Below are 21683 nucleotides of genomic sequence, written 5' to 3'. Positions count from 1 at the left end.
CTATTCTATGGAGTGTATATTATGATTATCAGACGAGGAGATATCTATTATGCAGATTTAAGACCGGTAGTAGGCTCGGAACAGGGCGGAATCAGACCGGTTCTGATTATACAGAATGATGTAGGAAACCGGCACAGTCCTACGGTTATCTGTGCCGCAATCACATCACAGATGAATAAAGCGAAGCTGCCGACCCATGTGGAGCTGTCCTGTCATGAATATGACATTGTAAAAGATTCGGTTATTTTATTGGAACAGCTTCGTACCATTGACAAGACACGATTAAAAGATAAGGTGTGTCATCTGGATGGAAAAATTCTGTCGAAAATCGACAAAGCACTGAAGATTAGTCTGGAATTATATACATAACTTGACTATTTTTGCCTAAAATGTTATATTTTTCAGAAATATGTATAAAAAGGAGAGTATTCAAAAATGGATGACGGAGGGAGTCCCAATACAGGATTTTTTAAAAAAATTTTTCATAAACTTCCATTCAAAGATTCCGAGGATGTAACAGAGGAAGAAATTATTTCCATGGTAAATGAAGGCCATGAGCAGGGAGTCCTTCGGGAAAATGAAGCGGAGATGATACATAATATCTTTGAATTTGGTGATAAAGAAGCCGGTGATATTATGACACACCGTAAAAATATTTCTGCACTGGATGGAAATGACATTTTTGAAGATGTAATCACTCTGGTGATAGACAGCCATTATTCGAGAATGCCGGTATACTCTGATACCATAGACAATATTATCGGAGTATTACATATCAAAGAGACCTTATCCTACAGCAGACAACCGGAGCTTTTAAAGAAGCCGATTAAGGAAATTGACGGGTTAATCCGTCCGGTGGATTTCATACCGGAGACACGCAACATCAATGCATTGTTTCAGGAGATGCAGTCGGCAAAAGAGCATATGGTAATTGTTGTGGATGAATATGGTCAGACAGCCGGACTGGTCACCATGGAGGATATCTTAGAGGAAATCGTCGGAAATATTTTAGATGAACATGATGAGGAAGATACCTATATAGAGAAGAAACCGGACGGAACATTTGTAATGAATGGAATGACACCGTTAGAGGAAGTAGGGGAAGCACTGAATCTTGATTTTGAAGATGAGGATTATGACACCTTAAATGGCCTTCTGATTTCGCTTATTGATAAAATTCCATCGGAGCACGAAGTCTTTGAAGTAAAATACAAAGGCTATATTTTCGAAGTACTTTCCGTGGAAGATAAGATGATAAAATATGTACATGTTGTTCCGGAAAGGTCAGAATCTGCCGAGTCTGACACTGCGACTTGTCAGCAGGATGAAAAAATGGTAGAATAATACACGAAATACGGATAGAAAAGAGGATTTATTATGTCAGGACATTCCAAGTTTGCCAATATCAAACATAAGAAAGAGAAAAATGATGCGGCAAAAGGAAAAATATTTACAATTATAGGACGTGAAATTGCAATTGCGGTAAAAGAGGGTGGAGCAGACCCTGCTAACAACAGTAAATTAAGAGACGTAATTGCAAAAGCAAAGGCGAATAATATGCCAAACGATACCATCGAGCGTGGTATTAAAAAAGCAGCCGGAGACGGTGATTCCGTAAATTATGTACAGGTTACTTATGAAGGATACGGTCCAAGCGGAACTGCAATTATTGTAGATGCATTAACCGATAACAAGAACCGTACCGCTGCAAATGTAAGGAATGCATTTACAAAGGGTCAGGGAAATATCGGAACACAGGGCTGTGTATCTTACCTTTTTGACCAGAAGGGTCAGATTATCATTGCCAAGGAAGACTGCAATATGGATGCAGACGATTTGATGATGATGGCATTGGATGCCGGAGCAGAGGATTTCTCAGAAGAGGAAGACAGCTTTGAAGTAATTACAGCACCAGATGATTTCAGTGCAGTACGTGAAGCTTTGGAAGCAGAAAATATTCCAATGGCAAGTGCTGAGGTTACCATGATTCCTCAGACTTATGTTTCTTTAACAGACGAGAAAGATATTACCAATATCCAGAGAATCCTAGATCTTCTGGATGAAGATGATGATGTACAGGAAGTATATCACAACTGGGAGGAATAAAACTGATACCTGCATTTATCAGAGACAATGATAGATAGATGCAGGTATTTTCTAATAATATATTACATATGGTATAAAGGAGAAGGAAAGATGGAAGAGAATTATCAGATTGAGACAAAATGTATTCAGTCTGGCTGGAAACCAACCAAGGGGGAACCGAGAGTATTACCGATTTACCAGAGCACTACATTTAAGTATGATACCAGTGACCAGATGGGACGGTTATTTGATTTAGAGGAAGCCGGATATTTTTATACGAGACTTCAGAATCCGACCAATGATGCAGTAGCTGCAAAGATTGCAGATTTAGAGGGTGGTATAGCAGCAATGCTGACCTCATCCGGACAGGCAGCCAACTATTTTGCAGTATTTAATATCTGTGAAGCAGGAGACCATATTGTGGCATCCAGCTCCTTATATGGTGGAACCTTTAATCTGCTGGGAACCACACTTAAGAAACAGGGAATTTCCTGTACCTTTGTGGATCCGGATGCATCGGAAGAAGAGCTTTCAGCGGCATTTTTACCAAATACCAAGGCGGTGATTGCGGAGACTTTATCTAATCCATCCCTTGTAGTACTTGATATTGAGAAGTTTGCACATGTTGCCCATGCACATGGGGTACCACTTATCGTAGATAATACATTTGCAACACCGATTAACTGCAGACCTTTTGAATGGGGAGCAGATATCGTAACTCATTCTACTACCAAGTATATGGACGGACATGCCATGGCAGTGGGTGGATGTATCGTTGACAGTGGTAATTTTGATTGGGAAAAATATAAGGATAAATATCCGGGGCTGACACAGCCGGATGAATCCTATCATGGAATTATATACACTCAGAAATTTGGTAAGCTGGCTTATATCGAAAAAGCAACAGCACAGCTTATGCGTGACCTTGGTTCCATTCCATCCCCAATGAATTCTTTCTTACTGAATGTCGGGCTGGAAACTTTACATTTAAGAGTGCCAAGACATTGTGAAAATGCCCAGAAGGTAGCAGAATATTTAAATGCAAATGATAAAGTGGCATGGGTAGATTATCCGGGCTTAAGGGATAACAAATATCATGCACTGGCAGAAAAATATATGCCAAATGGCACCTGTGGTGTTATTGCATTTGGCTTAAAGGGTGGTAGGGAAGTATCCGTATCCTTTATGGATCATCTGAAATTAGCTACAATTGTAACACATGTAGCAGATTCCAGAACCTGTGTCCTGCATCCTGCCAGCCATACACATCGTCAGATGACAGATGAGCAGTTAATTGAAGCAGGTGTAGCACCGGATTTAATCCGGCTTTCCGTTGGAACAGAAAATGTAAAAGACATCATTGCAGACCTGGAACAGGCATTGGAGAATGTATAAGCAGAAAGGGGTAGCAAAATGAAGAAAATTCTATTTGCAGCATCAGAATGTGTACCATTTATTAAAACCGGAGGGCTTGCGGACGTGTGTGGTGCACTGCCAAAGGAATTTGACCCTCAGTATTGGGATATTCGTGTGGTAATTCCAAACTATAGTTGTATACCGGAACATTTCCGGAGCCAGTTTGAATATGTAACACATTTTTACATGGGAACAGGTTCTTATATCCCAAGCAAATATGTGGGCGTATTAAAATATGAATTAGATGGAATTACATATTACTTTATTGATAATAAAGAGTATTTTGACTGTTTTTCACCTTATGGAAATATCAGACATGATATCGAAAAATTCTGTTTCTTTGATAAGGCAGTATTATCTATGCTTCCTGTTATCGGCTTCCAGCCGGATATTATCCATTGTCATGACTGGGAAACAGGTCTCATTCCGGTATATCTGAAAAACGAGTTTCAGGGAGATATGTTCTTCTGGGGTATGAAATCTGTTATGACTATTCATAACTTAAAATTCCAGGGTGTATGGGATATTAAGACCATGCAGGGGTTAACCGGACTTCCGGCATCACTTTTTACACCGGATAAGCTGGAATATAAGAAAGATGCTAATATGTTAAAGGGTGGTCTGGTTTATGCAGACTACATTACCACAGTCAGTGATTCTTATGCCAATGAGATTCAGACAGAATATTATGGGGAAGGTTTAAATGGTCTGCTTTCCGCCCGTCATTATGATATGCAGGGAATTGTAAACGGTATCGATTATCAGGTTTACAACCCGGCAACAGATAATAAGATTTACTGTAACTATGATGCTGAGTCATTCCGTAAAAAGAAAGTCAATAACAAGCTGAAATTACAGGAAGACTTAGGACTGACCGTAGATAAGAAAAAATATATGATTGGTCTGATTTCCCGTCTGACTGACCAGAAGGGCTTAGATTTGATTAACTTCGTTATCGACCGTATCGTAGATGACTTTACACAGCTTGTAGTAATCGGAACCGGTGAAGGTCAGTATGAGAATATGTTCCGTTATTATGCATGGAAATATCCGGATCGTGTGTCTGCAAATATCTGTTACTCCGATGACCTGGCGCATAAGTTATATGCATCTGCCGATGCCTTCTTAATGCCATCCCGGTTTGAGCCATGTGGACTGACACAGCTTATTTCATTCCGCTACGGAACAGTGCCAATCGTCCGCGAGACTGGTGGATTAAAAGATACTGTTGTTCCATATAATGAATATGAGAATACCGGAGATGGATTCTCATTCAGTAATTACAATGGGGAGGAAATGCTTTCTGTCATTAATTATTCCAAACACATTTTCTTTGACAAGAAGAAACAGTGGAACCAGATTATTGACCGTGGCATGGCAAAAGACTTCTCCTGGAAGAGTTCTAAGTGCCGTTATGAGAACCTTTACAATTATTTAAAGGGCTGGCCGGTATAAAAAAAGAATATCATGTAGATAATAAGACAGACAGTGTAAAACTGCCTGTCTTATTTTTTCGCGAGTAGCGAGAAATAATCCAGACAGAAAGAAGGGAGCATCCGATATGGAGCAGAAAGAAAACAAAGTGCTGCCAAAGAAAAAAGTCCCAAATGTGGAATTGAAAAATGCAGAAAACAAAAATGCAGAATTACAAAATACAGAATCAAAACTAGAAAAAACAGAAAACAAAGAACGGAAAAAAGATGAATCGAAAAAGGAACAGTTAGACGATCAGGAACTGATCAGGGAATCCGGGCAGATTTCCTTATCTGACAGCCGATGGCATCAGAAGATTCATTTATTATCGGTGATTGGTGAGATTGAAGGTCATGAATGTCTTTCTTCCAATACCAAGACAACGAAATATGAGCATGTACTGCCGAAGCTTGCAGAAATAGAAGATTCTGACCAGGTGGATGGTGTTCTTGTGCTTTTGAATACAGTAGGCGGTGATGTGGAATCCGGACTTGCCATTGCAGAAATGCTATCTTCCTTAAGTAAACCGACAGTGTCCCTTGTCTTAGGCGGAAGTCATTCCATTGGTGTGCCGCTGGCGGTTTCAACGGACTATTCTTTTATTGTGCCATCGGGAACCATGGTCATCCATCCGGTGCGTATGAGCGGGACAGTAATCGGAGCACCGCCGACTTATGATTATTTCCAGCAGATGCAGGATAGGATTATTCATTTTATAGCATTCCACAGCAGAGCAGACGAAAAAAGATTAGAGCAGCTCATGATGAATACCACCATGCTGACAAAGGATCTTGGAACCATTCTCGTAGGAGCGGATGCAGTAAAAGAAGGACTGATTGACGAAGTGGGGGGAATCGACCGGGCACTTCATAAATTGCATGAGATTATAAGAGAACAGAAAAACGAATGCCTGTAATGACAAACGCATCAAAATATGGTATACTAATGCACGGTGTTGATAATTTTATACAAGTAACTGTAGTGAGCGATAAGAGATACCAAGGAGGCAGCTATGTCATTATTACAGTCTGTTTTATTAGGTCTGATACAGGGATTAACCGAATTTCTGCCGGTAAGCAGTTCCGGTCATCTGGCAATATTTAAACAGTTTTTTCAAATAGAAACCGGCGGAATGTTTTTTGATATTCTGCTTCACATCGGAACACTGATTGCCGTATTTATTGTATATTATAAGGATATATTCCGCATGATTAAAGAAGGCTTTGCCATTATTGGTGATTCTTTTGTAAATGTGGCAACCTTTTTTAAACGTGTGATAACAAAAGAAGATTTACCATACCGTAAAATCGTGCATAATAGTTACCGGAAATTTGTGATGCTTGTCATTGTTTCCACGATTCCAACCGGAATTATTGGAATTGCAGCGAAAGATCTGGTGTCTGCGGCAGAGCAGATTTTACTGGTTCCTGGAATCTGCCTTATTATTACGGCAGTACTTTTATTTATTGCAGACCGGATTCCGGATGGCGGCAAGACACCAAAGCAGGTAACTTATACCAATGCATTTTTAATCGGTATCAGTCAGGGAATCGCAACCATGCCGGGCTTATCGCGGTCAGGAACCACAATCACAGCATGTCTTTCTACCGGAATGACCCGCAAATTTGCGGTAAAATATTCTTTTATCATGTCTATTCCGGCAATACTTGGAGCATTGGTAGTAGAGATTAAGGATGTTGAATTTGCAGCATTACAGTCTGCAGATATTTTGAATTACATAGTTGGAACGCTGGTGGCAGCGATAGTCGGTTATATCTGCATTAAGACCATGCTGGTAGTAGTGCGCAAAAAGAAATTCACGATATTTTCCATCTACTGTCTCATAATGGGACTGGTATCAATTGGAGGATATTTCTATATGTAAACGGGAGATTGAAATGGCAACTGGAACTAGAAAAAAGACAACTCAGAAGAAAAAAACAACGGGAACAACAGCATCAAAGGCAAGAAAACAGCGGGAACAGCAGGAATCCTTCCGGAATGAAGTGATTCTTTGGATTGCACTGGCAGTCTGTATTGTTTTGCTGCTTGCTAATTTTGGAATCGGTGGAAAAATCGGAAGCGGAGTCAGTTCCTTTTTCTTTGGAATATTTGGATTAATGGCATATGTATTCCCAATCTGTTTCTTTTTAGCCGTGGTGTTCGCAGTGTCTAACCGGGAAAATAAAGTAGCAGCAGTCAAAATTGTAGCGGCGGTATTATTTGTATCCTTTTTATGCCTGTTTGTGCAGATGGTAACAGACAGCAGCAAGGAAGCAGGAGCAATATCCGCTTTCCGCTATGGCTTTGAAAATAAGGCTGGTGGCGGTATAATCGGTGGATTATTAGAACAGCTTCTGTGTCCGAATTTTGGTGTGCCGGGTACTTATGTCATTGATATTATCGTTTTGATAATTTCCCTTGTGCTGATTACGGAACGTTCTATTATGAAGGGCATGCAAAAAGGCGGAAAAGTCATTTACGATTCTGCCAAGGATGATGCAATCCGCCGAATGGATGCAGCAAAGGAACGCCGGGAGGAGCGGGAGAAAGAAAGAGAAAAAGAGCAGGCAAGACGGCGGATGGAGAAGAAGGTAAGTGGTGTGGCATTGGATACCAAATTACCATCCCCGGATAAAAAGAAAGTTAAATCAGATGATATTAATGAAATTACCTTAAGTGATATCGAAGATATGCCTGTGGTACAGGAAGAAAATAAAGTTGTACTTACGGCAGCCAACGGCAGTCAGGGAGTGGAACCGCCGGTATGGCGGGAGCCGGTAATTCACACACTGAATGAGCCGGTGGCAACCATACATAGAACAGAGGTAAAACCGGTAATTGAGCCTGCATTTGAGCCGGAACCTGTTGCAGAAAAGGCAGAAAGCAATCTGCCAAAAGAACCGGCGCATCCTGTAATGGAAGAAGAAAAGCCAAGGAAAAATAAAAAGCAGGACAAGATGGAAATCGAAGATGAAGTGGCGGCAGTAGAAGAATCCATCGTAAAACAGGAAAGTTCCGGTGGCAGATATGTATTCCCGCCGGTAGATTTGCTGAAAAAAGGAAATACAGGTGCTTCTGGTGATACCAGGGATTATCTGAATCAGACAGCAGCAAAATTAAAAGAGACTCTAAAGAATTTTGGAATTAATATTACAATTACGGCTATCAACTGCGGACCAGCAGTAACGAGATATGAATTCCAGCCGGAAATGGGTGTAAAGGTCAGCAAAATCGTAAATTTGTCCGATGATATCAAGATGAATCTTGCGGCGGCGGATATCCGGATTGAAGCACCGATTCCGGGTAAAGCAGCCATTGGTATCGAGGTGCCGAATAAAGAAAGTATTCCGGTTATGTTCCGTGATTTGGTAGAGTCAGAGGAATTTCATGCCAATAAATCACCGATTGCTTTTGCAGCCGGAAAAGATATTGCCGGAAAAGTCATGATTGCGGACATTGCAAAGATGCCGCATCTATTGATTGCAGGAGCTACCGGTTCCGGTAAATCTGTCTGTATCAATACAATTATTATGAGTATTTTGTACCGGGCAGATCCGGAGGATGTAAAGCTTATCATGATTGACCCGAAGGTGGTTGAGTTAAGTGTATACAATGGAATCCCACATCTGTTTATTCCGGTTGTTACAGATCCGAAGAAGGCGGCAGGTGCATTGCACTGGGCGGTAGCTGAAATGACAGACCGTTATCAGAAATTTGCAGAATACGGTGTCCGTGATCTGAAGGGCTATAACCAGAAAATAGAAGGAATCAAAGATATTGATGACCCGGATAAGCCAAAGAAGATGCCGCAGATTGTAATTATTGTGGACGAGCTGGCGGATTTGATGATGGTTGCACCGGGGGATGTGGAAGATGCTATCTGCCGGTTGGCGCAGCTTGCAAGAGCCGCAGGAATCCATCTTGTCATTGCAACACAGCGTCCTTCCGTAAATGTCATTACCGGACTGATTAAAGCAAATATGCCATCCCGAATCGCATTTTCTGTAACGTCCGGTGTGGATTCAAGAACCATTCTTGATATGAACGGTGCGGAAAAGCTTTTAGGAAAAGGCGATATGCTTTATTATCCACAGGGCTTACAGAAACCGCTTCGTGTACAGGGTGCGTTTGTATCCGATAAAGAGGTATCAGATGTGGTTGAATTCTTAAAGGAACACAATGAGGGGGAAGGCTACAGTAGTGATATTGAAGAGCGGATGAACAATATTTCTGTATCCGCAAGCACTGGTGCTGATGCGGCATCTGGTGATGGAAATGACAGAGATGCTTATTTCTTGGATGCTGCAAAGCTTTTGATTGATAAAGATAAAGGTTCCATTGGAATGATTCAGCGTTATTTTAAAGTTGGTTTTAACCGGGCGGCAAGAATTATGGATCAGCTGGAAGAAGCTGGTGTAGTAGGACCGGATGAAGGGACCAAGCCGCGACAGGTGTTAATGTCTCCGGAACAGCTGGAAGCATTTATTGAAGAGGGTAATTAAGAAAGATTTATAGAATACAATCCATGAGGAGGAAATGAAGATGAAGTCAGATATTGAAATTGCACAGGAAGCAGAACTGGTACATATTAAGGAAGTGGCTGAGAAGCTCGGAATAAACGAGGATGAGCTGGAATTTTACGGAAAATACAAAGCAAAGATTTCCGATGAATTATGGGAGTCTGTAAAAGACAGGGAAGATGGCAAACTGGTTCTTGTAACAGCTATTAACCCGACACCTGCCGGCGAAGGAAAGACCACAACAAGTATCGGACTTGGTGAGGCGATGGCTTTACTTGGTAAAAAAGCGGTACTTGCACTTCGTGAGCCGTCTTTAGGACCGTGCTTTGGAATCAAAGGTGGAGCTGCAGGTGGTGGATATGCGCAGGTAGTTCCGATGGAAGATTTAAATCTGCATTTTACCGGAGATTTCCATGCAATCACATCCGCAAATAACCTGTTGGCAGCATTATTAGATAATCATATCCAGCAGGGCAACCAGCTTGGAATTGACCCACGTCAGGTAGTATGGAAACGTTGTATGGATATGAATGACCGTGCACTTAGAAATATTGTAATCGGTCTTGGAAGCAAGATGGATGGTATGGTACGTGAAGACCATTTCATCATTACAGTGGCATCTGAAATTATGGCTGTTTTATGTCTGGCGGACAATATGGAAGATTTGAAACGCCGTCTGGGCAGAATCATAGTTGCCTATTCCTTTGACGGAAATCCGATTACGGCAGATGATTTACATGCAACCGGTTCCATGGCAGCACTCTTAAAAGATGCCATCAAACCAAATCTGATTCAGACATTAGAGCACAATCCGGCCATTGTTCATGGTGGACCATTTGCAAATATTGCTCATGGATGCAACAGTGTCCGTGCTACAAAGACAGCTTTAAAATTAGGTGATATTGCAATTACAGAGGCCGGTTTTGGTGCTGACCTTGGTGCTGAGAAATTCTTTGATATCAAGTGCCGTAAGGCTGGACTTAAACCGGACGCAGTGGTACTGGTAGCAACCATCCGTGCATTAAAATATAACGGTGGGGTTCCAAAGGCAGACCTTGCAAAAGAAGATTTGGAAAGCTTAAAGAAGGGAATTGTAAACTTAGAGAAACATATCGAGAACCTTCAAAAATTTGGTGTACCGGTAGTAGTTACCTTAAACTCCTTTGTAACCGATACCAAAGAAGAAATTGCATTTGTAGAGAACTTCTGCAAGGAAAGAAACTGTGAATTCGCATTATCTGAAGTATGGGAAAAAGGTGGCGAAGGCGGAATTGAACTTGCAAAGAAAGTACTGGATACTTTAGATCATAAAGAAGCACATTTCAAACCTCTGTATGAGGATGAGATGTCTCTTATGGATAAGATTAAGACGATTGCAACTGAGATTTATGGAGCAGATGATGTAACTTACAGTAAGGCTGCATTAAAAGAATTAAAACATATTGAAGAAATTGGAATGGGCAATTTCCCTGTATGTATGGCAAAGACCCAGTATTCTCTTTCTGATGATGCATCAAAACTTGGCAGACCGACTGGCTTTACCGTAAATGTCCGTGAAGTATATGTATCTGCCGGAGCAGGCTTTGTAGTAGCTATTACCGGCTCTATTATGACCATGCCTGGACTTCCGAAAGTACCGGCTGCAAATAATATTGATGTAACCAATGATGGCGTAATTACAGGATTATTTTAGGAGGTATCATGGCATTATTAATTGATGGAAAAAGAATTTCTGCTGAAATAAAAGATGAATTAAAAGAAGAAGTAGCACAGTTAAAGGAACAGGGAATCACAGGAGCACTTGCTGTAATCCAGGTGGGAAATGACCCTGCATCCAGTGTATATGTCAGAAACAAAAAGCGTGCCTGCGAATATATTGGGATAGATTCTCTTTCTTATGAGCTTCCGGAAGAGACTTCCCAGGATGAATTACTGGCTTTAATCGATAAATTGAATAAAGAAGAACATGTAAAAGGCATTTTGGTACAGCTTCCATTGCCAGAGGGCATTGATGAGGATGCGGTAATCCGTGCCATTTCTCCGAAGAAGGATGTAGATGGTTTCCATCCGGAAAATGTCGGCGCATTGATGATTGGACAGAAAGGATATATTTCCTGCACACCTGCCGGAATCATCCAGCTTCTGAAACGTTCTGACATTGATATTGAGGGAAAACACTGTGTTATCGTTGGAAGAAGCAATATTGTAGGAAAACCGATGGCAATCCTAATGCTACGTGAGAATGCAACTGTTACGGTAACGCATTCAAAAACCCGTGATTTAAAGGAAATCTGTAAAGAGGCAGATATTCTGATTGTTGCAATTGGAAAAAAAGAATTTATTGATGCATCCTATGTAAAAGATGGGGCAGTTGTCATTGATGTTGGAATTCATCGTGATGAGAACAATAAACTTTCCGGTGATGTAAAATTTGATGAAGTTGAGCAGCTTTGTAGTGCGATTACACCGGTTCCGGGCGGAGTCGGACCAATGACCATTGCAATGTTAATGAACAACTGTGTGGAATCGATGAGACATGAATAGGAGAAGACGATGAAGTGTGCAAATTGTGGAGCAGAAATAAAATTAGGCTGTGTGTACTGTTCTGTATGTGGAAAAGAAGCGCAGATTGTTCCGGATTATAATGTGGAAGAGGATATTTTAAAAGAATTATTAGAAGAAGACGATAAACCGAATAAGAATACCTCTTCCAACGGAAAGAAGAAAAAATCATTGAAAAACAGCCAGAAGAAAAAGAAAGAGGCAGAACAGAAAAAGAAACAGAAAAGACTTCTGATTACAGTATCAGTTCTGATTGCTATTGCAATCATTGGTGTTATCATTGTGCTTCTAGTGCAGAACAGCCATAAGAAATCTTTTGATTATCAGTATCAGAAGGGAATCAGTTACACGGAAGAGAAGAATTATACCAAGGCATTGACCTATTTTGAACAGGCTGAGAAATTGCAGCCGGATAATGTGGATGTATTACTGCGGATGGCTGATTTGTACCGTCTCCGAAAAGATGAAACATCAGAAGAAGCGTATTTGTTACAGATACTTACCCTTGATAAGAACAATGAAGAAGCATATCAGATGCTGATTGCCTTATATGATAAGCAAAAGGAATATGATAAACTGCAGGATTTATATGAGCAGTCAGACTCTGATAAGATAAAATCCCTGTTTGATAATTATGAAGTAAAGGCTCCGGAGTTTTCGGAAGAAGCCGGGGAATACAATGATACGATTGAAATTGAACTGATGGCAGACTCAGACTGTACCATTTATTATACGTTAAACGGTGATTCTCCGATTGAAAAGGGAATGGAATATACAGAACCGATTTCTTTAGAGGATGAGAAAGAATATACCATCAAAGCAGTAGCAAAGGACGCAAGAGGCTTTTATAGTGAGATTGCAGAAGCAGATTATGAAATTACTTTTGAAGCTCCGGATTCTGCTAATGTGACACCTGCTGCCGGAACATATTATGATGCACAGAGCATCAGTATACAGGTTCCCGCCGGTTCCACCGCTTACTATACCTGGGATGGTTCAACACCAACACAGGATTCTGATGTATACAGTGAACCACTTGAAATGCCACAGGGCAATAATGTGTTGTCTGTTCTTGTGGTAGATGACCATGGACTGGCAAGCCCGGTGGTAAGATATAATTACATTTATCTGCCGGAATAAGCTATGGCAGATGAACAAAGGCAGATAAGAATGTTTCTTATCTGCCTTCGTTCCGGGGATTTTAAAAATTAGTCTTCTTTTACAAATTCAATGACACCCTTGTCAAGTCTGGATACTCTTGCTAAAGAATAAACATCGATGCCCTGTTCCTCCAATTTTTCACGACCAGGCTGGAATGCTTTTTCGATTAAGACACTGACACCTGCGATGGTGGCATGTGCTTTACGGATTAGGCGGATAGCACCGGTAGCAGCTTCGCCGTTGGCAAGGAAATCATCCACGATAAGAATGTGGTCATTTTCGCTGATGTATTTTGCGGAAATGGTTAATTCATAGCTGGTTCCTTTAGTATAAGAAGTTACAACAGTCTGATATAAATCATGATTTAAAATTTTAGAAGGCTGTTTCTTTAAAATAACAAGTGGAACGCCTAATGCTTCTGCAGCCATAAGAGCCGGAGCAATACCGGAGCTTTCGATGGTAGCAATACGTGTGATACCTTTTCCTTTATAATGTTCTGCAATATCTTTGCCCATTTTCTTCATTAATTCAGGATCCACCTGATGATTAATAAAGCTGTCAACCTTTAAAATGTTTTCGCTTTCTGCGATTCCTTCTGCAAGAATTTTGTCTTCTAATAATTTCATTTTGTTACTCCTTTGATTGTATTATATTTAAGCAGAAATCTGCTGTTTATTCATTGGTGTCTGAATAGTAAGCGGCATAAATCTTTTCTAAGATATGTTCTTCATAATCCTCCGGCAGACCGGCAAATTTAGCATGAAGAAGTGCGGCAATTTTGTCGGAACGGATAAAGTAACGCTGCTCCATGGAAGGCTCGCTGTCAGCACCACTGACATGGTCGATTTCTTCCGCAGTATAGTTTGAAGAGAACCATTCCATAATTTCGCTGGTGCGTCTGCTTTCCATATCTGCATCCGCAGACATCTGGTTGATTTTACGGAAATGTGTAATTCCGATTCCAAGAAAAATAACAAACAGAACAGACATTACAACAATCATAATAACACGCATATAATCAGCCATTGGTAATTTGATGATGTCCAGAGCAAAAAGAATGACAAAAATCAGACCGGCAATTCCAACTCCAAGGAATGTATAAGCGGTAGAACGATTATCTTCCAGCTGGGCATCTTTCTCCTTGTATACCATGTTATGTACCTGACCTTTCGTTATAATAATACTATTATAAGTGATTTTATCCGACGATACAATAACCTTGTCTGTATTTCTGAAATAAGGTATACTGCAAGTATGAAGATAACAATATTATGCGTAGGAAAAATCAAAGAAAAATATTTCAGGGATGCCATTGCCGAGTACGAAAAAAGACTGGGCAGATACTGTAAGCTTGAAATTGTGGAAGTGGCAGATGAGAAAACACCGGATGGAGCATCCGAGGCAGAGGAACAGCAGATTCGTCATAAAGAGGGGGAACGTCTTTTAAAATATTTAGAGGGAAAGAACTGCTACGTCATTGCCCTTGCAATCAACGGGAAAATGCTGGATTCTGTTGCTTTATCGGAAAAAGTCAGTGACTTGATGGTAAAGGGCAACAGCCATATCGTTCTTGTGATTGGAGGCTCCCTTGGAATTGCGGATGAAGTATTAAAACGTGCAGATGAAAAAATAAGCTTTTCGAAGATGACATTTCCGCACCAGCTGATGCGTGTTATTTTATTGGAGCAGTTATACAGGAGCTATCGGATTATTAATCATGAACCGTATCACAAATAAGCAACCGTATCATAAATAGAAGAAACGGATAAAAGGAGGAGATTTTATGAGGATGTACGACCTCATTTTAAAGAAAAAGGAAGGAGCTGCTTTAAGCAAAGAAGAAATCCAGTGGATGATAAATGCATTTACAACCGGTGAAATTCCGGATTATCAGATGTCAGCCATGCTGATGGCAATCTGTTTTCAGGGAATGAATCACGATGAGACACTGGCATTAACACTTGCTATGCGGGATAGCGGAGATGTGCTTGATTTATCCGGTATTAAAGGTGTAAAGGTGGATAAACACAGCACCGGTGGTGTAGGAGATAAGACCTCCCTGATTCTGACACCAATCATTGCTGCACTGGGTGTTCCGGTAGCAAAAATGTCCGGAAGAGGATTGGGTCATACCGGTGGAACCATTGATAAGTTAGAATGCTTTGAAGGATTCAGCACTTCCATATCAGAAGAAGCCTTTTTAAAGCAGGTATCAGAGGTCGGCGTTGCAATTGCTGGACAGACTGCTAATCTTGCACCAGCAGATAAGAAGCTGTATGCACTCCGGGATGTCACTGCTACGGTAGCGGAGAAATCCTTAATTGCCAGCAGCATTATGAGTAAGAAATTAGCCAGCGGATCGGATGCTATTGTCCTTGACGTAAAGACCGGAAACGGTGCATTCATGCAGACTGTGGAAAAGGCAGAGGAACTTGCCCGGATTATGGTGGCCATCGGAAATGGTGCTGGAAAGAAAACTTATGCGGTTATTACAGATATGTCACAGCCCCTTGGCAATACAGTAGGCAATATTGTGGAAGTGCAGGAAGCCATTGAAGCATTGAATGGAAAAGGGCCAAAGGATCTGATGGATGTTGTCTATGCATTAGGGTATCTTATGTTAAAGGCTGCCGGTGTGGCAGAAGATGAAAACGAAGCAAGAACAATGATGGAGAAAGTCATTGCAAGCGGAAAAGCACTGGATAAATTTGCAGACTTTGTAGAAGCACAGGGTGGCAGAAAGGAACAGGTTTATCATCCGCAGTTATTGGCAAAAGCAGCAATTACAGAAACCATCACCGCACCGGAAGATGGATATGTAGAAGCTTTAAATGCTATGGCAATTGGAACTGCCTGCATGAGCCTTGGCGGCGGCAGAGAGACAAAGGAGAGTCAGATTGATTTAACTGCCGGTATCCGCCTTAAGAAAAAAATAGGAGACAGCGTAAAAAAAGGAGAATGTCTGGCCGAATTATATGGTAATGATGCAGCAAAATGCAACGATGCAAAGGAACTGGTTCAAAATGCATTTCTTTTCAGTAAAGAGCCACTGGATGCACCGGAAACAGTTTTAAAATATATTACCGCATAGAAAAGAAAAAAACTCATATAGTTATATATGAGGAAAAACAATAAGAAAGAGTTAAAAAAAGATTTTAAAAATCATATGGTGGAATCCTTAGAACTGCCGAAAGACTTAGTCTACCGGGCAGCAATTGTAACCGTTATGGGTAACAGGGAACTGCTGTTGGAAAATTATAAGGGAATCTTAGAATACGAGAAAGAATATATCAGGATTCAGGCGAAAAGCTGCCGGATTCTTGTTCGTGGGAAAAATCTCAACATTTCCTATTATACGAATGAAGAGATGAAAATAACAGGAATCATCCAAAGTATTGAGTATGAATAGAGGTTTTCTATGACAACACTTTCCCTGTTTAAATATATAGGCGGTTACCTTGAGGTAGTCTTAAGTGGTTATGCCCCGGAACGATTTTTAAATCTGTGTGGCAATCACAATATTTTAATCTGGAATCTTCGAAAAGAGGAAGATGTTTATCGCTTTTTTATCAGCATTCGTGCATTTTGGAGTATCCGTCCGTTCATAAGCAAGACCGGATGCAGGATTCGGATTCTGCGCAAAATAGGATTTCCGTTCTGGATGAACCGTTACCGGAAACGAAAATGCTTCCTGATGGGAGTAATTCTCGCTGCTGGTCTGGTGTGGTTTTTATCACGATTTCTCTGGAATGTGGAGGTAGATGGTAATTCATCTGTTACGACAGAAACCGTTTTAACATTTCTTGATGAGGAGGATTGTGGTTACGGAGACCGGATTCGTACGATTGACTGCGAACAGTTAGAACGGGATCTGCGGGCACAGTTTCCGGAAATCATCTGGGCATCGGTACAGATTTACGGAACGAAAATGACGGTATTAATCAAGGAAAATCTGGTACAGCAGGAAGCAATGGAAGAATTGCCGTATGAAGCTTCAGACCTGATAGCAGAAGAGGATGCGACAGTGGAATCAATTATTACAAGAAATGGAACCCCACTAGTAAAGAACGGCGATGCAGTAAAGGCAGGAGATATATTAGTAAGTGGCAGGATTGATTTGACTAATGACAGCGGGGAACGGTATGCCTATGAATATTGCAATGCAGATGCGGATATCTATCTGCTGACGGAATATTCCTACCATGATAAATTTTCCCTTGTCCATGAAGAAAAAAGAATGACCGGTGCAAAAAAGAAACGGTATGCTATTGATTTCTTTGGAAAAGTAATAACACTTCCGGCATTAAGCGGTGAATTTGAATGTGCAGACAAAACCACGGATTATAAGCAGCTTTGCCTTCATGGGGACTTTTATCTGCCACTCGGAATCTATTATAGTACTTTAAAAGAGTATCGGACAGAACAGGCAATTTATACGAAAGAGCAGGCAGAAGCGGTTGCTACAGAAAATTTTAATATTTATTTGTCACATTTAGCAGAAAAAAATATTCAAATTTTAGAAAAAAATGTTATTATAGATATGGACGATAAAAACTGTATCATGGAAGGAATCATCAAAGTGCGCACAAAAGCTGCTTTAAGGCACGAAACGGAACAGCTTACAGCACCTGATACAGAAGACACAGAGGAAGGGCTAGTATTAAATGAGCTTGAATGAAACAAGAATTGATATACCGGCAGAGCATGTTTCCAATATTTTCGGACAATTTGACCATAATATAAAATTGATTGAACGGACCTTAAATGTTACGGTAGTGCCTCGCAATGAAGGAATCAAAGTCATTGGAGATACCGCAAATGTAGAGGGTGCATGCAAGGTGTTTGCAGAACTTTTACAACTGGCAGAGAGAGGAAACATGATTGATGAGCAGAAGGTTGCATATACACTTTCTCTTTTGGGAGAACATAAAGAAGGCTCGTTGGTAGAAATCGATAAGGACTGCATCTGCCATACGATAAACGGCAAACCGGTGAAACCAAAGACTTTAGGGCAGAAGGCTTATGTGGATGCCATCCGTAAGCAGATGATTGTATTTGGAATCGGGCCTGCCGGAACCGGAAAGACTTATCTTGCCATGGCAATGGCAATTACTGCATTTAAGAATGAAGAAGTAAATCGTATTATTTTAACCCGTCCTGCAATTGAAGCCGGTGAGAAATTAGGATTTCTTCCGGGAGATTTACAGAGCAAGGTAGATCCGTATCTTCGCCCGCTGTATGATGCACTGTATCAGATTATGGGAGCAGAAAGCTTTCAGCGGAATATGGAAAAGGGGCTTATTGAGGTCGCACCATTGGCTTATATGAGAGGCCGTACCTTAGATAATGCATTTATTATCTTGGATGAGGCACAGAATACTACACCGGCACAGATGAAGATGTTTTTAACACGTATTGGATTTGGCTCCAAGGTTGTGGTGACCGGAGATGCTACCCAGAAGGATCTGGCTCCGGGAACGAAGTCGGGACTGGATGTGGCATTACGTGTACTTCGCAATGTAGATGAGATATCCGTCTGTAAATTGACCAGCGCTGACGTAGTAAGACATCCTTTGGTACAGAAGATTGTAAAAGCCTATGACGATTATGAATCAAAAGCAAATAAAAGAACGAAAAGAGTAACGAAAAATGAAGGAAGATAGATTTTCACCCAAAAGAATGATTCGTATGCTGGGAATCCTTATTTCCGTTGCGATTTATTCTGTTTTTCTGGCAATAATCTGCAAGTTTACCATAGACCGTGTACTGGTACTTGTTTTTATAAATGCTTTATATCTGCCATTGCTGATTGCAGTGATTGAAATGGAACGTATCAGAGGGCATCTGAACCGGAATGAAAAAAGTGATTTTCATCAGCTGTTTCTTTGCTTTCTTGCAGCAGCAGCCTGTTATGTGGGTTTCTTTTTTATGCCGGCATATATGGCACCGGTCATGATTCCGGTCATGATTCTTTCCTGTGGCGGAAATGAGCTGATTGGTATTTTAGGCGGAATTTATTTTAATACACTGCTTTGCATGTGTTCCAGCGGCAGTTTTTATGAATATGCGGCATATACTATGCTGACGGTACTTTCCGGAATTCTGCTTATGGTAATCAGCCAGAAAAAATATAAAATTTATGGATGCATCATGACCGTTGCATTGTCGTTTGCTGTTCCGAGTATCTTCTATTACATCAGCAGCTTTGAAATCAATTATCATCAGTACTTATCCGCAGGATGCAGCATGATACTGACTGCAGTTTTTTCGTACTTTTTTGCAGACAGGCTGTATTATTATACGAAGCATGAAAAAGAACGTACTTTAGCTGAAATTATTGCAGAAAATTTTCCGCTGGTACAGGAGATTAAAAACTATTCGGAAATTGATTATGCACATGCCCGTAAAGTTTCGAGTGTGGCAGAAGAATGTGCAAAGGAGCTTGGGGCAGATGATAAAACGGTAGCTGCGGCAGGATTTTACTACCGGATTGGCAAGCTGGAGGGAGAACCGTTTGTAGAAAATGGAGTTCGTCTTGCTGAGATTAACTGTTTCCCGAAAAACGTGGTTAAGATTCTAAGTGAATACAATGGTGAATTAAATGCTATTAGTTCCATAGAGTCCGCAATCGTACATATTGTGGACAGTATTGTTACCAAATTTGAACTTTTGGACAAGGAAACCGTGAAGAACAGCTGGAATCATGATATTATTATTTATCAGACATTAAACGAAAAATCGGCTGCCGGATTATATGATGAAGCGAATCTTGGCATGAACCAGTTTATTAAAATCAGAGAGTTTTTAACGAAAGGAGCGGATTTATTTTGAGCCTTGCGATAGAGAAAGAAGCGGAGGTTACCTTCGATTTTGATTATGAAACACTTGCAAAAGATGTAATATCGTTTACAATGGAACATGAGCATTTTCCTTTTGAAGCAGAAATCAGCCTTACGCTGACAGATAACGAAGGTATCTGGAAGGTTAATAAAGAGTTCCGGGAGATAGACCGCCCGACGGACGTTTTATCCTTTCCAATGTTAGAATATGATGTACCGGGAGATTTTTCCCAGATAGAGAATCAGACGGAGGATTGCTTTAATCCGGATACAGGGGAAATTCTGCTGGGGGATATTATTATTTCTGTGGACAAGGTCAGGGAACAGGCAGAGGAATATGGCCACAGTATGCAAAGAGAATTTGCATTTCTGATTGTACATAGTATGCTGCATCTGTTTGGTTACGACCACATGGAAGAGCAGGAAGCTGCATTGATGGAAGGAAAGCAGCGCGAGATTTTAGAATGCTTAAATATTTTAAGATAAAAATGGAGGAACATCATGAAAAAGAGATTAAGTATTGTTTTATGCATGACACTGATGGCAACCAGTCTTTTAGCTGGATGTAAGAAAAAAGAGGAAGCTCCGGAACCAACAGAAACCGTTTCTGAAGTAGAACCTGAAACCGAAACCAAAACCGGCAAAGATGGTATGGCAAGAAGTTACCTGACCGGTGAATGGATTGATAAAGATTTAGCAAAGAAGAAACCGGTTGCAATCATGATTGGAAATACCAATGATGCATTGCCACAGTATGGACTGTCACAGGCAGACGTACTTTACGAAGCTCCTGCTGAAGGCGGAATTACCCGTCTGATGCCAATTTTCCAGGATTATTCCGGATTAGACAAGATTGGTTCGGTAAGAAGCTGCCGTCACTACTATGCATATTATGCAATGGAATTTGATGCAATTTATATTCATTACGGACAGGCAATTTACGCAACTGAGCTGTTAGAGAGTGGCAAAGTTGAGGACTTAAACGGTTTAGAGGGTGCCATTGATTCTGCTACTTTCTATCGTGACAAGTCAAGAAAGGCTCCACACAATGCATTTGTAAGCACAGATGGTATTGATGCCGGAATTGAATTAAAAGGTTATGATACCGAGCTGCCTTCCGATTATGAAGGACATTATCAGTTTAATGAAGATGATGAAAAAGAAATTGAACTTACAGACGGAGCAGATGCAGCAGTGGTTCAGCCGGGATATTATGTAAACAATCCTTGGTTTGTATATAACAGTGAAGATGGTTTATACTATCGTTTCCAGTATAAAAAAGAGCATATGGATGAAAATACAGGCACACAGCTTGCTTTTAAGAACATTCTGCTTCAGTACTGCGATTATACCAAGTTAGATGATGCACACGGTTATCTGGATGTTGAGAGCACCGGTGAAGGAACCGGAAAATATATTACTAACGGTAAAGTAATAGATGTGACATGGAAGAAAGCAAGCGAAAACGAGCCAACCAGATACTATGACGCTTCCGGAAATGAAATCACATTAAATCAGGGTAAGACCATGGTATGTGTATTGTTAAATGATATGGAGAAGAAATTAAATATCTATGCAACAGAAGATGAGTTTACACCACCTTCCGCAAAATAATTATTTCGAA

21 protein-coding genes are annotated in these 21683 nt (G+C 40.7%); 19 read left to right on the top strand and 2 right to left on the bottom strand.

Annotated features, from left to right (window positions below; all coding sequences use genetic code 11):
- The first annotated feature begins 21 nt into the window (after positions 1 to 21).
- From DWX65_RS01085 to DWX65_RS01035, 11 genes are all read left to right on the top strand, one after another.
- Positions 22 to 369: a type II toxin-antitoxin system PemK/MazF family toxin gene (locus tag DWX65_RS01085; RefSeq protein WP_022243776.1), complete on the top strand. Its 348-nt coding sequence runs from the start codon at positions 22 to 24 to the stop codon at positions 367 to 369.
- A gap of 66 nt (positions 370 to 435) precedes the next feature.
- Positions 436 to 1344, top strand: coding sequence for a hemolysin family protein (locus tag DWX65_RS01080; RefSeq protein WP_022243777.1), 909 nt, complete (start codon positions 436 to 438; stop codon positions 1342 to 1344).
- A 33-nt stretch (positions 1345 to 1377) separates the two neighbouring features.
- Positions 1378 to 2106, top strand: a complete 729-nt coding sequence (locus DWX65_RS01075; protein WP_118172601.1) for a YebC/PmpR family DNA-binding transcriptional regulator — start codon at positions 1378 to 1380, stop codon at positions 2104 to 2106.
- Between the two features lie 90 nt (positions 2107 to 2196).
- The gene (locus DWX65_RS01070) at positions 2197 to 3480 is read left to right on the top strand and encodes an O-acetylhomoserine aminocarboxypropyltransferase/cysteine synthase family protein (protein ID WP_118172600.1); all 1284 of its coding nucleotides are present in this window, start codon (positions 2197 to 2199) and stop codon (positions 3478 to 3480) included.
- 18 nt (positions 3481 to 3498) lie between these two features.
- A complete protein-coding gene (glgA, locus tag DWX65_RS01065; RefSeq protein ID WP_118172599.1) occupies positions 3499 to 4956 on the top strand; it encodes a glycogen synthase GlgA in 1458 nt (485 codons plus the stop codon).
- A gap of 106 nt (positions 4957 to 5062) precedes the next feature.
- The gene (locus DWX65_RS01060; RefSeq protein ID WP_118172598.1) at positions 5063 to 5890 is read left to right on the top strand and encodes a ClpP family protease; all 828 of its coding nucleotides are present in this window, start codon (positions 5063 to 5065) and stop codon (positions 5888 to 5890) included.
- A 96-nt stretch (positions 5891 to 5986) separates the two neighbouring features.
- Positions 5987 to 6859: an undecaprenyl-diphosphate phosphatase gene (locus DWX65_RS01055; protein WP_197420804.1), complete on the top strand. Its 873-nt coding sequence runs from the start codon at positions 5987 to 5989 to the stop codon at positions 6857 to 6859.
- A 13-nt stretch (positions 6860 to 6872) separates the two neighbouring features.
- Positions 6873 to 9479: a DNA translocase FtsK gene (locus DWX65_RS01050; RefSeq protein ID WP_118172597.1), complete on the top strand. Its 2607-nt coding sequence runs from the start codon at positions 6873 to 6875 to the stop codon at positions 9477 to 9479.
- A 40-nt stretch (positions 9480 to 9519) separates the two neighbouring features.
- Positions 9520 to 11190: a formate--tetrahydrofolate ligase gene (locus tag DWX65_RS01045; RefSeq protein ID WP_118172596.1), complete on the top strand. Its 1671-nt coding sequence runs from the start codon at positions 9520 to 9522 to the stop codon at positions 11188 to 11190.
- An 8-nt stretch (positions 11191 to 11198) separates the two neighbouring features.
- Positions 11199 to 12041, top strand: a complete 843-nt coding sequence (gene folD, locus DWX65_RS01040; protein WP_118172595.1) for a bifunctional methylenetetrahydrofolate dehydrogenase/methenyltetrahydrofolate cyclohydrolase FolD — start codon at positions 11199 to 11201, stop codon at positions 12039 to 12041.
- 9 nt (positions 12042 to 12050) lie between these two features.
- Positions 12051 to 13199, top strand: coding sequence for a chitobiase/beta-hexosaminidase C-terminal domain-containing protein (locus tag DWX65_RS01035; RefSeq protein ID WP_118172594.1), 1149 nt, complete (start codon positions 12051 to 12053; stop codon positions 13197 to 13199).
- Positions 13200 to 13267: 68 nt separating this feature from the next.
- Here the strand turns inward: DWX65_RS01035 and DWX65_RS01030 are convergent, their stop codons facing one another.
- On the bottom strand, positions 13268 to 13846 hold the full coding sequence (locus DWX65_RS01030; protein WP_117698389.1) for a xanthine phosphoribosyltransferase: 579 nt from the start codon (positions 13844 to 13846) through the stop codon (positions 13268 to 13270).
- Positions 13847 to 13892: 46 nt separating this feature from the next.
- On the bottom strand, positions 13893 to 14372 hold the full coding sequence (locus DWX65_RS01025) for a hypothetical protein (RefSeq protein WP_118057445.1): 480 nt from the start codon (positions 14370 to 14372) through the stop codon (positions 13893 to 13895).
- Between the two features lie 102 nt (positions 14373 to 14474).
- Here DWX65_RS01025 and rlmH point away from each other — a divergent pair, with 102 nt between their 5' ends.
- From rlmH to DWX65_RS00985, 8 genes are read left to right on the top strand one after another with little or no spacing between them, the layout of a single operon-like run.
- Positions 14475 to 14957 (top strand): 23S rRNA (pseudouridine(1915)-N(3))-methyltransferase RlmH, encoded by a 483-nt coding sequence (gene rlmH / locus DWX65_RS01020; protein WP_117841040.1) that lies wholly within the window; start codon positions 14475 to 14477, stop codon positions 14955 to 14957.
- A gap of 46 nt (positions 14958 to 15003) precedes the next feature.
- Positions 15004 to 16311 (top strand): pyrimidine-nucleoside phosphorylase, encoded by a 1308-nt coding sequence (locus tag DWX65_RS01015; protein ID WP_199535017.1) that lies wholly within the window; start codon positions 15004 to 15006, stop codon positions 16309 to 16311.
- A 27-nt stretch (positions 16312 to 16338) separates the two neighbouring features.
- Positions 16339 to 16629, top strand: a complete 291-nt coding sequence (locus DWX65_RS01010; RefSeq protein ID WP_227700104.1) for a YabP/YqfC family sporulation protein — start codon at positions 16339 to 16341, stop codon at positions 16627 to 16629.
- Between the two features lie 9 nt (positions 16630 to 16638).
- Positions 16639 to 17898 (top strand): sporulation protein YqfD, encoded by a 1260-nt coding sequence (locus tag DWX65_RS01005; protein WP_118172593.1) that lies wholly within the window; start codon positions 16639 to 16641, stop codon positions 17896 to 17898.
- Complete coding sequence (locus DWX65_RS01000) at positions 17885 to 18883, top strand: PhoH family protein (protein ID WP_022243793.1); 999 nt, start codon at positions 17885 to 17887, stop codon at positions 18881 to 18883. The genes DWX65_RS01005 and DWX65_RS01000 overlap by 14 nt, the downstream gene beginning before the upstream one ends.
- Complete coding sequence (locus tag DWX65_RS00995) at positions 18870 to 20051, top strand: hypothetical protein (protein ID WP_022243794.1); 1182 nt, start codon at positions 18870 to 18872, stop codon at positions 20049 to 20051. Before DWX65_RS01000 ends, DWX65_RS00995 begins: the two co-directional genes overlap by 14 nt.
- The gene (gene ybeY / locus DWX65_RS00990; protein WP_117946943.1) at positions 20048 to 20545 is read left to right on the top strand and encodes an rRNA maturation RNase YbeY; all 498 of its coding nucleotides are present in this window, start codon (positions 20048 to 20050) and stop codon (positions 20543 to 20545) included. The genes DWX65_RS00995 and ybeY overlap by 4 nt, the downstream gene beginning before the upstream one ends.
- A 15-nt stretch (positions 20546 to 20560) precedes the next feature.
- Complete coding sequence (locus DWX65_RS00985) at positions 20561 to 21673, top strand: DUF3048 domain-containing protein (protein WP_117946944.1); 1113 nt, start codon at positions 20561 to 20563, stop codon at positions 21671 to 21673.
- The last annotated feature ends 10 nt before the right edge of the window (positions 21674 to 21683 follow it).

It is taken from the genome of Roseburia sp. AF20-18LB (genome assembly GCF_003461185.1).
Taxonomy (GTDB): Bacteria; Bacillota; Clostridia; order Lachnospirales; family Lachnospiraceae; genus Roseburia_C; species Roseburia_C amylophila.
Note: the sequence above shows the minus strand (reverse complement) of the source record. Positions and strands in the feature narration are given on the sequence as shown.

What these genes read in the sequence shown, in the direction of transcription:
- DWX65_RS01085 (WP_022243776.1), top strand. Translation starts at nt 22, where the DNA reads ATGATTATCAGACGAGGAGATATCTATTATGCAGATTTAAGACCGGTA.
- DWX65_RS01080 (WP_022243777.1), top strand. Translation starts at nt 436, where the DNA reads ATGGATGACGGAGGGAGTCCCAATACAGGATTTTTTAAAAAAATTTTT.
- DWX65_RS01075 (WP_118172601.1), top strand. Translation starts at nt 1,378, where the DNA reads ATGTCAGGACATTCCAAGTTTGCCAATATCAAACATAAGAAAGAGAAA.
- DWX65_RS01070 (WP_118172600.1), top strand. Translation starts at nt 2,197, where the DNA reads ATGGAAGAGAATTATCAGATTGAGACAAAATGTATTCAGTCTGGCTGG.
- glgA (WP_118172599.1), top strand. Translation starts at nt 3,499, where the DNA reads ATGAAGAAAATTCTATTTGCAGCATCAGAATGTGTACCATTTATTAAA.
- DWX65_RS01060 (WP_118172598.1), top strand. Translation starts at nt 5,063, where the DNA reads ATGGAGCAGAAAGAAAACAAAGTGCTGCCAAAGAAAAAAGTCCCAAAT.
- DWX65_RS01055 (WP_197420804.1), top strand. Translation starts at nt 5,987, where the DNA reads ATGTCATTATTACAGTCTGTTTTATTAGGTCTGATACAGGGATTAACC.
- DWX65_RS01050 (WP_118172597.1), top strand. Translation starts at nt 6,873, where the DNA reads ATGGCAACTGGAACTAGAAAAAAGACAACTCAGAAGAAAAAAACAACG.
- DWX65_RS01045 (WP_118172596.1), top strand. Translation starts at nt 9,520, where the DNA reads ATGAAGTCAGATATTGAAATTGCACAGGAAGCAGAACTGGTACATATT.
- folD (WP_118172595.1), top strand. Translation starts at nt 11,199, where the DNA reads ATGGCATTATTAATTGATGGAAAAAGAATTTCTGCTGAAATAAAAGAT.
- DWX65_RS01035 (WP_118172594.1), top strand. Translation starts at nt 12,051, where the DNA reads ATGAAGTGTGCAAATTGTGGAGCAGAAATAAAATTAGGCTGTGTGTAC.
- DWX65_RS01030 (WP_117698389.1), bottom strand. Translation starts at nt 13,846, where the DNA reads ATGAAATTATTAGAAGACAAAATTCTTGCAGAAGGAATCGCAGAAAGC.
- DWX65_RS01025 (WP_118057445.1), bottom strand. Translation starts at nt 14,372, where the DNA reads ATGGTATACAAGGAGAAAGATGCCCAGCTGGAAGATAATCGTTCTACC.
- rlmH (WP_117841040.1), top strand. Translation starts at nt 14,475, where the DNA reads ATGAAGATAACAATATTATGCGTAGGAAAAATCAAAGAAAAATATTTC.
- DWX65_RS01015 (WP_199535017.1), top strand. Translation starts at nt 15,004, where the DNA reads ATGAGGATGTACGACCTCATTTTAAAGAAAAAGGAAGGAGCTGCTTTA.
- DWX65_RS01010 (WP_227700104.1), top strand. Translation starts at nt 16,339, where the DNA reads ATGAGGAAAAACAATAAGAAAGAGTTAAAAAAAGATTTTAAAAATCAT.
- DWX65_RS01005 (WP_118172593.1), top strand. Translation starts at nt 16,639, where the DNA reads ATGACAACACTTTCCCTGTTTAAATATATAGGCGGTTACCTTGAGGTA.
- DWX65_RS01000 (WP_022243793.1), top strand. Translation starts at nt 17,885, where the DNA reads ATGAGCTTGAATGAAACAAGAATTGATATACCGGCAGAGCATGTTTCC.
- DWX65_RS00995 (WP_022243794.1), top strand. Translation starts at nt 18,870, where the DNA reads ATGAAGGAAGATAGATTTTCACCCAAAAGAATGATTCGTATGCTGGGA.
- DWX65_RS00985 (WP_117946944.1), top strand. Translation starts at nt 20,561, where the DNA reads ATGAAAAAGAGATTAAGTATTGTTTTATGCATGACACTGATGGCAACC.